5 protein-coding genes are annotated in these 11,782 nt (G+C 30.6%); 2 read left to right on the top strand and 3 right to left on the bottom strand.

Annotated features, from left to right (window positions below; translation table 11 throughout):
* Positions 1 to 18: 18 nt before the first annotated feature.
* The 3 genes from L8T90_RS02545 to L8T90_RS02555 form a co-directional block, all read right to left on the bottom strand.
* Complete coding sequence (locus L8T90_RS02545) at positions 19 to 1,962, bottom strand: BCCT family transporter (protein ID WP_263736624.1); 1,944 nt, start codon at positions 1,960 to 1,962, stop codon at positions 19 to 21.
* A 98-nt stretch (positions 1,963 to 2,060) separates the two neighbouring features.
* Positions 2,061 to 4,223, bottom strand: a complete 2,163-nt coding sequence (locus L8T90_RS02550) for a pentapeptide repeat-containing protein (RefSeq protein ID WP_263736625.1) — start codon at positions 4,221 to 4,223, stop codon at positions 2,061 to 2,063.
* Positions 4,220 to 7,981, bottom strand: a complete 3,762-nt coding sequence (locus L8T90_RS02555; RefSeq protein WP_263736626.1) for an Eco57I restriction-modification methylase domain-containing protein — start codon at positions 7,979 to 7,981, stop codon at positions 4,220 to 4,222. The genes L8T90_RS02550 and L8T90_RS02555 overlap by 4 nt, the downstream gene beginning before the upstream one ends.
* Before the next feature lie 207 nt (positions 7,982 to 8,188).
* On the opposite strand from L8T90_RS02555, the gene L8T90_RS02560 reads away from it, so the two are divergent.
* A complete protein-coding gene (locus L8T90_RS02560; protein WP_263736627.1) occupies positions 8,189 to 8,767 on the top strand; it encodes a cytochrome C in 579 nt (192 codons plus the stop codon).
* A 1-nt stretch (position 8,768) separates the two neighbouring features.
* Positions 8,769 to 11,288, top strand: a complete 2,520-nt coding sequence (locus L8T90_RS02565) for a molybdopterin guanine dinucleotide-containing S/N-oxide reductase (RefSeq protein ID WP_263736628.1) — start codon at positions 8,769 to 8,771, stop codon at positions 11,286 to 11,288.
* The last annotated feature ends 494 nt before the right edge of the window (positions 11,289 to 11,782 follow it).

Raw genomic sequence — 11,782 nt, forward strand, 5'->3', positions numbered from 1 at the left:
GTGAAATTATAACGCTTTTTAATCATAAGCTTTGGTAAAAATTTCATTTTTATCATCAAATAAAAGTTGCAAATACCTCTCATACTGCTTTAGTATATCTACGATGATTTCTTGTTCGTTTAAATACTCTATATTATAACCATTACGCAAATCAGCAAAGAAAGTTTGTGGCTCAAAAATAAATTCTTTAGAATAAGTTGGCATAAATTTATCATCGATTATGCTTTGGCTTGCTTGTTTTTTTACTACTTGCACTCCATAGATAAAATCTTTTGCAAATTCTTTTTTTATAATCAAACTTATACTTGATTTTTCTTGAACGATTTGTGTTTTTAAGCCGTAATTTTTTAGACTTTGGCTGAGTGATTCCATAGCATTTTTTACTTTGGTGTTTAAGAAATTTTGTATGTCTTGTTCTTTACTTTGTTTTAAAATTCTAGCTAGTCTTTCTTGCCAAAATTCCCCTGAAAAATACACACTGCTTTGACTAAGCTTAGTTAAAGAGTAATTTACATCTACGATTAAACCTTTAAGCAGTGAAAAACACATCAAGCAAAGCAAAAAGGCAAAAGGCAAAGCCACTATCATAGTAATACTTAAAATCGCCCCCAAACCACCTGAATACAGCAAAGAAGTAGCCAAAAGTGCAAGTACAAAACCCCAAAGGATATTTTGCCATTTATATGGCTCATGAGCCCCACCACTACTTAAAGAATTTAACACAAATATCCCACTATCTGCTGAAGTGATGAAAAACAAAGCTAAAACCAAAAGTGCAAGCAAAGAACTAAAATAAGAAAAAGAAAAATTTTGTAAAAAATAAAAAAGCAAACTTTCAGGTGCTGAAGTAAAAGGACTTAAAATATCATTAAAATTTAAAGCACTATTGCCAAAAATGCTAAACCAAAGTATATTAAAACTAGTAGGCACCACAAGCACACCAAAGATAAATTCTCTTATCGTTCTACCACGAGAAATTTTAGCAATGAAAAAGCCCACAAAAGGCGCCCAACTAAGCCACCAAGCCCAATAATAAATAGTCCAGTTATTAAACCACTCTATATGCTCTTTTTCATAATAATAAGTCTTAAAGCTCAAAGAAATTAAATTTTGCAAATAATTGCCAATATTAGAGCTAAATTGTGAAAGGATTTGAATGGTGTTGGTTGAAAAAAGCACAAAAAGCATTAAACACATTGCAAAAACCAAATTTGCCTCACTTAAAATTTTTAAACCCTTTGTCAAACCACTAATCGATGAAAGCGTAGCTAAAGAAATGATGATGATTATAATCACGCTTTGTTCTAAAAAGCTTTGCTCGTTTAAAATGCCTAAATTTAAAAAACCGGCATTAAGCTGAGAAGCACTATAACCAAGCGTAGTGCTAATACCAAAAACCGTGACAATCAAGGCAAGCATATCAACTAAATTTCCCCAAAAACCATAAATTTTTTCTTTAAGCAAAGGGTAAAAAGCGCTACGCAAACTAAGAGGCATTTTATACCTAAAACCAAAATACGCCATAGCCAAAGCACACACCCCATAAATAGCCCACGGGTGAATTCCCCAGTGAAAGATAGTATGTAGCATAGCTTCTTCATCGCTTGTTTGTAAGGCTTTTTTATGTACGAGAGGTTCAGCCACACCAAAATACATAAGCCCCACGCCCATACCCGTAGCAAAAAGCATAGCAAGCCAAGAAGTAAATTTAAAATGAGGTTTTTCATCATCATCGCCGAGCTTGATATCACCAAATTTTGAAAGTGCGAGTGCGAGCATAAAACATACAAAAAAACTTACGCTTAGTATATAAAACCATGAAAAATTTGCAAAAATCCAGCTTTTGATATGATTTATAAAATCATTTGTAAGCTTAGGTAAGAAAATACAACTAAGACTTAAGATGATTATAATGCTAATGCTTGGAATAAAAACTGATTTTTTAAAACTTGTCTTTAGCATGGTACTCCTTTTTTGGATAATTTTCATTATACCATAAGCTAAAAATGAGCAAAATTTAAAAAGCAAAAAATAAAAAAGGCTTTAATAAGCCTTTTGATTTAACTTGGCACTATGGAGTTTTTACGTGCGGTTTTTTGGAGCGAGAATATACAAAGTAAAAGTATAATACTATATAAAACGCTAGTGGATTTTATGACATTTGATGTAATTTCATCTTGCTTTATAGCTTTAGAAATTTCGGTATATTTTTTACCTAAAAATTCTGTTGCTATGGTTAAATTTTGTTCTTTTAAATCTAAGATATTATCTTTATTTTCCACGATCAACTTCTTAGCCGCATCTAGTTCTACAAAAGAAATGTCTTGATAATACCAAGATAGATTAAAATCTTTATGAGAAATTTTTGCAAGATTTATAACAGAACTAGAATTTAAATCTTGAATGATTTTTTCAATTTTATTTTCATGAAGTTTTTCTGATGAAAAAACGCCTATAAAAGGGTTGATAAATTGTGGTTTTTCGATTAGAACGACAAAAAAAATAATATATGCAAAAGCTACAATAAAAAAACGACGGTATTTTCCATAAAAAAACATCAAACTAATAGAAGAAGCTAATAAAATATAACAACATATAATAATAGACTCTGGATTTTGAAAACATAGTAATAAAAATACACCATATCCCATACTCACAATTAAAAAAATTCGAAATGTGCATAATTTAAATATATTTTTGCGAGCAATAAATGACAAAAAAGCTATAATTATAACCGTTGCAAAAAATAGCGCAACTATAAAACCAAAAACCGATTTAACAACACTGTCATTTTGTAGCCAAAAAAGAAGCAAAGCGTACAGTGCAATCATTACAACTGTGAAATTAAGTATTTTTAAAAAACTTGTGTGATGACTACTAGTGTTTCTATATACAAACAACAATGTAAAATTAATCCATTCAGTAAAATTATATAATTCTTCTTTTAAAAATTTTGCAGTAGTATTTTTAGAATCTATATTATCATTTATACTTGTAGCTTTTATCATAGTTTCTTTTTCTTTTGCATAAAGTTCTAGCTTATGCCATTCTTGAGCCTCTAAAATATTATTTTGGCTTATCAAAACATCTTTTATAACTCTGAAAGAATCTTTTAAATTTTTAGCATATCTTAATTTATGCTTGTTGTTGATCTGATTTATTTTTTCTTTTTCCTCGTTGTGTATATTTTCAATTTCGTTTTTATAAGTCTCATCTTGATAATTATCTTCTATATATTTTTCAACTGATTCAAAATCTAAATTATCTATATTGACATTTGTTAAATTTACAGCTTTTTGCTCTTTAAAATAACAAGCACTAAAATTTGGAGTTTTTTCAAATGTTACTCCATAAAAACAAGCTGATTTTTCAAATTTACATTCATGAAAATCAACATAATCTTTAAAATAAGAATTATTAAAATATACACTATTAACAAATTTAGAATTGTGAAAATCAACTCTTTTTTTAAATACACAATTCTTAAATATAGTGTCTTTTTCATTGTTGTAGTATTTACCATCAGGTAATGGCGTCCCTGATACAAAAAATTTAAAGTTTATCTCATCTTCAAAAACACAATTTGAAAAATCTACACCATTAGAAAAAGCAATTTTTTTATTACTTCCATCAACCGCATGTAAAGATACTTTAGATTTAAATTCACAATTTGAAAAAACTATTCTTTCAAGGCAACTATAGTTTATATAAACTTCTTTTTTAAAAATACTTTTATAGTTTTTTCCTTCATAGCCATAACTATTTTTTAAATTTTTAAGCTCACTTGGGAGAATTGAAGTGACATCTCCTACTATTTCATAAGAAAAACAACAAAATGATATAAAATTTTTCATTTTATTTATTTTTTTTAATAAAATTTCATCTATATTTTCTTCTATTTGTCCTATAAAAGTATCTAATGTTAATCCAAAATTAAAATAATAAACAATGTTGTTTTCTTCTTCTATTTTGTCTATAATTTTAACGCCATTAAAATTATTTTTATGATTTTCTTCTAAAGTTTTATAGATAATATATGGATTTAATGGTTTAGCCAATTCTCCAGTATCTAACTTTCCGCCAAAAGATTTAATTTTTTCTCCATTAATTTTAATAAATTTCACAATATCTAAAGAAATAATTAAATTTTCATTTTCTAAACCCTTTATAAAAATACCACTATTTGGTATTTCTAAATCAATATTATATATATCCCTTATCATCGTTTTCCTTCAATGATTTTTATTTCTTCTTCGTTTAGGTTGTAAAGTTTATAAACGATAGAGTTTATTTTATCTTCTTGGGTTTTGATATTTGCTTTTTTGTCTTGTTCTTTTAAATTTAAAATCTCATCGACTAAGCTTATAAGCTCGTTTGCTAGTTTTTCATTTTTAGAATTTATTTTTGGTATAGGAAGTTTTTCGACAAATATTTTACTCATTTCATAACCGCTAGCACCTAACTTCGCTCCAATCTGTTTAAAATAATAAAAATTGACATTAGAATTCAGCAATGCTGTTAAATACAATAATTCTTTTTTATTATTTGATTGATGAGATAAAATGAAGCATTTTTGATTTAGCAATAAGAATTCGTTATCAAAAAATGCTATAAATTCCTTATTCATATTCGGATACACTATCTTTTCTTTTTCAAATTCTTGATAATAAGCTATACTATCTTGGGTCTCAAACCATTTGTTACTTGTTTTCTTACGACAGCCTTTTTCTCCGCTTTGTTTTATGCGTGGTAAAAATTTAGATAGATAAGATTTTAATGATGGGTATTGTTCTATATCGATTTTTAAACTTGGAAAAGTTCCTATCACCCAAAGCCCTGCCCACTCATAACTATATCTTTTTATATCTCTACCGCGTAGCATTTTGCGTATGAGTTTGGCGGTGCGTTCTTTTTCGGCTTCATCTTTGCATTTAGCTAGAATTTCATCTCTTTTTTCAGTAGTGATGATAAAGGCTTCATTAAGCCCTGTTAAAATTCCACGATATATATTAAGCCCATGCCAGTCCTTAAGTGGAGTGCCGTGCTTTTCTATCTTTGCTTTTAGTGCATTTGTGCCTTCATCATTGAAAGTAAAGCTTTCTTTGCTTAAAGAATTTTGTGCGATTTTATTAAAATTTAAAATGCTTTCTATGTTAAAGTCATTTTCTTTTAAAAGCTCGGTGTTTGGAGCTAGGTACTTAAAGCTATTATCTTTAGTTTTTGCTTTTTCAAAGCTTAGTATGGAAGTATCTACCGTAGCACTATCAAAGACTTTTATACCATTTAGATCGATGTATTCTAAAAGTGTGGTATTTTTGAGTAAAAACTCTCTTAAAGCTTCTCCATAACCTGCTCTTGTGTATTTGTTTGAAGTGATGAACGACAAAACACCATTTTGCTTTAGCACATTAAACCCAAGCTCATAAAAGTAAGTATAAATGTCGCTTGTGCCTTTATATACTTTATAATTTTTGGCTAAATTTGGCTTTAGTTCTTTGATGTCTTCTTGTCTGATATAAGGTGGGTTACCGATGATGAGATCAAACCCTTGAAAATTCCCGCCCTCATCAAGCACTTCACTAAATTCAAAACGCCATTCAAAAGGATTTGCACTTTCTAAGTCAAATATACTCTCATAAAGCTTTTTAAGCTTTTTAAATTCTTTCTTAGCTGCACTTTCATCAAAGTCAAATTCAAACATATTTTTAGAGAAAAATGCTCTAAAATTTTCATCTTTTTCATCTTGCGCTAAAAAATCGCCGTATTTTTTAGAGTATTCATTAGCGCCGTTGGTAAGTTGCTTGATCTCTTTGGCAAATTTGTCTTTTAAGCAGAAATTTTTAAAAGACTCTTTGAGGTTTTTGATCTCTTTTGCGATGAGAGTTTTGTCGGTGTAAAAGCCTTCTTTGTAGTCTTTGACTATACGTTTGTATTTATCCATGCGTTCTTTGATGTTGGGATAGTGAGAAAGGCTTTTGTGAATTTCAAAATAACTTATAAGCGAATTCCCACATTTTATGTTGATATCGATGTTTGGCAGGGTTTTAAGATCATGATAGTTTGCATCATCAAAGCTTTCATAAAAGCTGTGTTTTAAAAGCTCTATCCAAAGCCTTAGTTTAGTGATCTCGCATGAGTTTGGGTTGATATCTACTCCAAAAAGGTTGTTTTCTATGATGTCTTTTTTACGCTCGAAAAGTTCTTTTTGACAAAGATGGGTTTTGTCTTTGTCAAAATCAGGGCGTTTATACTCTAAAAACTGGCCTTTGTGATTTTGCACTAAAATTTCATCATTTTGCACGCTTAGGTAAAAGTCCTCTTCAAACAAACCAAGCTCATAATGCACCATAAGCATGGCATTTAAAGCTGAAACTAAAAAATGCCCACTTCCCACCGCAGGATCGCAAATGCGTATAGAATTTAGCAAGGCTAGTTTTTGTTCTTGAGGGATTTTTTCTTGGCGTAGCTGGGTTCTTAGATCGTTTAGCTTGGTGGCATTTAGCTTAAAAGTATGGTTAAACTTATCTAGCACGACTTTTTCTATGCTTGCTTTACACATATATGAAGTGATAAAGCTTGGGGTATAAAAACTACCTTCTTTGTAGCCATTTAGCTTTTCAAAGACATTTCCCAAAACGCTTGAGTTGATGAGTTCTTTTTGTTTGATGAGTTCTTCGCTTTGCTCATCTGCTCCAAAGTCAAAGCTGTCTAAAAACTCAAACAAATACTCAAGCAAACCTACTTTGCCTTTTTTACTTTTTCCCTTGTCATCTTTTAACTGCGTGTGTGGGTGATACTCTAACAAAGCGTCATTTTCTAAAGTAGCAATTTCTAATGTGGTTTTTTCGATGGCTTGTTTTTCAAAAAGCGATGAATTTAAATAAGGCAAATAGCTAAATTTACTCTGCGCTCTTGTGTGCTTTTCTTTAGCTAAGATATCAAAGAAAAGATGTGAAAGGGTGGTGAAATTTGGAATTTTTTCGTAATTTAGAAATTTAAGGGTTTTATCATCGTTAAACCTAACTAAATTAGACTCAATAAGCTTTAAAAATAAAATGCGATTTAACCAAAGTATGATGAATTTTAATACTTCTTCAAAGTCATGCTTTGGAAGCTTGCTCGCTATGAGATGATAAAGTGTGCCTTGGGCTTGTTTGCTTTGCTCACTTTGTGTAATGATGAATTTAGAAAGCTGTTTGCTCTCGCTTAAACCTAAGATGTATAAAAGCTCTTTATAAAATGCGTTGTTTAGTGAGTTTGCATCATTTGGGCTAAATTCACTTAGCAAAAAGTCTTTGTGGAAGGTTTTGAAAATGCTTGCTAGGTTTTTGAAATTTGACCTTTGCTTGTCTTTTAAAAAGGCTAAATCGATAAAAAAGCCTTTTATACTTTCTTTGGAATTTTCTATGAGTTTGCTTGCTTCTTTGTAAAATTCATCGGTGTTGCCTTTAAAAAGTAAGTTTGGACTTTGAAATTCTTCAAAAAGCTTTTTAAAGCTTGTGTTTTTATAAAAAAGTTCTTCAAACTCACTAGCTTTGAAAATGTAAAATTTATAAAAGTCTGTGATGATGATAAATTTCAAACTAAAGCTACGCTCTCTGTTTCTAAAATAATACAAAATGGCTTCATGCAAGGCTTTAGAATTTGGCTTTGTGTGGGTGATGAATTCTTTTGAGTTGGGCTTTTTAGCTTCGATGAGAACTTCTAAGTCTTTACTAAACTCATCTTTAGCGATGGCTAAATCAATCTCGCTTTTGCCTTTTTGCTTGGTTTTGATGTGGGTTTTGAAATTTAGCGTGGTTAAAAATGGACTAAGTGCATTGGCGACTAGGTAGTCTTCGTTTTCGCTTTGTGAGTTTTCAAGCCTTTTTATATACTGCGTTAAAGCTTTGCTAAAAGTGTCAAATTCATTTTGTGTGATTTGCTTTTTGCGGTAGTAAGGGTTGAAAAAATCTTTTTCATTTAGCAAAGTAAAGTGCATTTTTAACCTTTATAAAGAATATTTCGTATTTTACTAAAATTTACTTTAAAGGATTGAAAAGACTTTGTGAAAATATAAAAACAAATAAATTACAAATCAATAAAAAATTATTAAATAATATTTAATTTTACATTTTTTGTGCTAAGAAATTTTTAATTTTATTGATATACAATAAGTTTATATCAAAAAAAATGTCAAGGAGGCAAAATGGGAAAAATTTTGGTTTTCTGCTTAGCACTTGTTTCTTTTGTTTGTGCTAAAAATGAATTTTTTACAAGTGAAGTAAGCTCACTTTACTTAAGCAAAAATGACACAAAAGCTGTTGGTAGATTGCTACCTACAAATCCTTTTAAAGTATTAAAAACTGATGGAGATAAAGTTTTAGTCAAGATCACAGGCTATGTTAATCCTGCTTCGCCTTCTGTACTTTATTACAACGATAGTCAAAGAATCATAGTTGCTGCATTTTCTAAAAATACAAAACTTGATTTTAAAACTTACACAAAAAGCAAAAATGGCAAATGGGATAAAGCTACCATAGAAGTTTGGACTGATAAGAAAGATTTTGCAAAAAGCAATAAAGAAATGTTTATAAAAGCAAAAGAACTTTATATGAATAACTGCGGAATTTGTCATAGTGTTCATAAAGAAGGTGAATTTAGCGCTAATGGTTGGCCTGCTACTTTTAGATCAATGGTAAATAGAACAGGAATTGATAAAAAAGATCATTGGTTAGTGATACAGTATTTACAAAAAAATGCAAAAGATTTTAAGGAGGTAAAATAAAATGGGGTTTGATAGAAGAAAATTTTTAAAAATTGGCGCTGGTTTAAGTGTATTACCTCTGGTTCCTAGTTTGGTTATGGGAAAAAGCGTTGAAGCTTCAACTATAAATTCTGGTTTAGTAAAAAATGGAAGCGTGATAACAGCAGCACATTGGGGAATTTTAAAGCTTACCATTAAAGATGGCATTGTGATCAAAAGTGAGCCATGGGAAAAAGTAACACAAATTGACAATCCCTTACAACACTATACAGCAGATATGATCTATAAATCACGTGTGAAATATCCTTATGTAAGAAAAAGTTATCTTGAAAATCCTGACAATCCAAAGCCCGAGCTTAGAGGAAAAGATGAATTTGTGCGTGTAAGTTATGATGAGGCTATAAAACTTATAGCAAAAGAACTTAAAAAAACAAGAGAGCAAAAAGGAACTCAAGCTATATTTGGTGGAAGTTATGGGTGGAAATCTAGCGGAAATATGCAAAATTGTAGAATACTACTTCATAGATTTTTAAATGTCACAGGTGGTTTTGTAGGGACTACTGGAGATTACTCAACCGGAGCTTCTCAAGTGATCATGCCTTATGTTGTAGGCTCCATTGAAGTATATGAACAGCAAACTTCATGGGAAAATATTTTAGAACATTCCAAAATAGTAGTTATTTGGGGTGCTAACCCTATCGCCACTTTAAGAATAGCTTGGACTTCAAACGACCAAAGGGGTTTGCAGTATTTTGAAAAATTAAAAAATAGCAAAATCAAGGTTATTTGTATAGATCCTATAAAAACTGAAACTGCTAAATTTTTAAATGCACAATGGATCTCCCCAAGACCAAATACAGATGTTGCTATGATGATAGGTATGGCTAGTCATCTGATCGAAAAAAATAAAGTTAATTATGAATTTTTAGAAAATTATACAAGTGGTTTTGATAAATTTAAAGCTTATTTAGATGGCAAGAATGATGGTATTAAAAAAGATGTAAAATGGGCAAGCAGAATTTGCGGGATTGATGAAAAAACCATTAAAACACTAGCTGAAAGCTTTTATGATAACCCTACCATGCTCATGAGTGGTTGGGGTATGCAAAGAGCTCATCATGGTGAACAACCTCATTGGATGTTAATAACCCTAGCTTCAATGATCGGACAAATTGGTACTAAAGGAGGTGGCTTTGGCTTAAGCTATCACTATAGTAATGGTGGGGTTCCATCATGCAAAGGTGGTGTTATAGGAGGTATTACAGCAGGAACTGTGGGAATTTGGGAAAATGGAAAATTTAAGGGGCTACCAAAAGCAGGAGTTAGTCAAGGTGGTGCCGAATGGCTACAAAATGCTGCTAGTTATTCTTTTCCGGTAGCTAGAATAGCTGATGCTTTGTTAAATCCTGGAAAAGTTATAGACAATAATGGTTCTAAGATAACCTATCCTGATATTGACTTTATTTATTGGGTGGGTGGAAATCCTATAGTTCATCATCAAGATACAAACAATAATATAAAAGCATGGCAAAAACCAAGAACTATAGTTGTAAATGAAATTTATTGGACTCCAACTGCCAAAATGGCAGATATTATAATGCCTACTACAAGTTCTTATGAACGAGATGATATTACCATGAGTGGTGATTATTCTAATATGAATATAGTTCCAATGAAGCAAGCGGTATTACCAATAGGCGAGAGCAAAGACGACTATGAAATTTTTGCTGATATTTGTAAAGTGTATGGAGATGATGTATTTAATGCTTATACTGAAAATGGTAAAAAAGCAAAAGATTTTATCAAAGAATACTACAATAGCGCTTTAAAACAAACTCAAGCTTATGGGGATGTATTTGAACCAAAAATGCCAAGTTTTGAAGAATTTTGGGCGAAAAACGAGCCTATAACTTTTTCTCCAACTATAGAAAGCATGGAATGGGTTAGATTTTCTGAATTTATCGAAGATCCTATCTTAAATGCCCTAGGTACTGAATCAGGCTTGATAGAAATTTACTCAAAAACAATCGAAAAGTATAATTATAAAGACTGCAAAGCACATCCAATGTGGATGGAACCAATAGAATGGCTAGGAAATGCTACCAAAGAAACACCTTTTCATCTACTAACCAATCACCCAACAAATAGACTCCACTCACAAATGTGCCATACTTCACTGCGTGAAAAGTATGCGGTAAATGGCAGAGAGCCTATATTGATTAACCCAATTGATGCTAAAAAAATTGGAATCAAAAATGGCGATATTGTAAGAGTTTTCAATAAAAGAGGTCAAGTTCTCGCAGGTGCTGTTGTAACAAAAGACATTATGCCAAATGTTGTAAGATTATGCGAAGGTGGGTGGTATGACCCAAATGATGAAGGAATGTGCAAATACGGAAACGTAAATGTCTTGACTATTGATATGCCAACTTCTGAATTAGCAAACGGAAACATTTCCCATACAAGCTTAGTAAATATAGAAAAATACAAAGGATTACCGCCTGAAATAACAGCATTTACAGCTCCAAAAGGCGCTGAATAAAACATTCTTTCTTAGAAGATAATTTCTTCTAAGAAAGCTAGATTTTTCAATCCATATGTTGTATCTTATTATAGATTTTATTATAAATTAAAATCACGTATAACACTTTATAATACAACCAAAAACAAAAAGGCTAAAAATAAACCAATTCAACTAAATAACTAAATTAGTCAACTAATTTACTATTTTCATAACACATAATCCTAACCTAACTAAAATACGTAAAAACCAAATTTATCAGATTAATAAAAAAATATAAACAATTAAAACAAATAAAAACAAAGACGTAAAAACTAAAACCTATCAACCACAATGGCTTCAAATATCAAATTAAAGTATTGCTACTAGAAAACTACTATCCCACCCAAAAATCCACCACAAACTCACTTACAAATACACTACTTATAAAACAAAATCTATACCATATTTTATCCACCCTAACACTAAAATAATTTATTTTACAAGCTGAATAATAAAAAACCTAAAACTAAATC

Source organism: Campylobacter sp. RKI_CA19_01121 (assembly GCF_025771295.1).
GTDB lineage: Bacteria > Campylobacterota > Campylobacteria > Campylobacterales > Campylobacteraceae > Campylobacter_D.

Coding starts and splice junctions, on each gene's coding strand:
- L8T90_RS02545 (WP_263736624.1), bottom strand. CDS start 1,962: ATGCTAAAGACAAGTTTTAAAAAATCAGTTTTTATTCCAAGCATTAGC.
- L8T90_RS02560 (WP_263736627.1), top strand. CDS start 8,189: ATGGGAAAAATTTTGGTTTTCTGCTTAGCACTTGTTTCTTTTGTTTGT.
- L8T90_RS02565 (WP_263736628.1), top strand. CDS start 8,769: ATGGGGTTTGATAGAAGAAAATTTTTAAAAATTGGCGCTGGTTTAAGT.
- L8T90_RS02550 (WP_263736625.1), bottom strand. CDS start 4,223: ATGATAAGGGATATATATAATATTGATTTAGAAATACCAAATAGTGGT.
- L8T90_RS02555 (WP_263736626.1), bottom strand. CDS start 7,981: ATGCACTTTACTTTGCTAAATGAAAAAGATTTTTTCAACCCTTACTAC.